The 275-nt window shown below is 28.4% G+C and carries 1 protein-coding gene; it reads left to right on the top strand.

The features are described 5' to 3' along the window. Positions 1-275: DUF6575 domain-containing protein (locus SB725_RS31070; RefSeq protein WP_410923238.1), on the top strand; the 275-nt coding region annotated here is incomplete at both ends.

Genomic DNA, 275 nt, shown 5'->3' with positions numbered 1-275 from the left:
ATTCCAATTTCTGAAAAGAGAATTGCTCAATTTATTAGTGGAAAAATTGATTTATATGAAGTCTATGTTAATCCAGAAATTAATTCTTATTTCTTTCTTAGCATCAACGATGAAGATGAACTAATCATTGATTCTTTTCAAATTCAAGGTTTAAAAGAAGAGTGGTTACCAAGTGAAGGCTTTTTCTTAAATACACCTTTTCAAGATGATACAATAATTATTGAGGAGGTTGTAAATAAAGACAATGCCGTAATACATTTAGCATTATCTGACAG

The sequence above is a fragment of the Pseudomonas sp. SIMBA_041 genome (assembly GCF_046535095.1).
In the GTDB taxonomy this organism is placed as follows: Bacteria; Pseudomonadota; Gammaproteobacteria; order Pseudomonadales; family Pseudomonadaceae; genus Aquipseudomonas; species Aquipseudomonas mucoides.
Note: the sequence above shows the minus strand (reverse complement) of the source record. Positions and strands in the feature narration are given on the sequence as shown.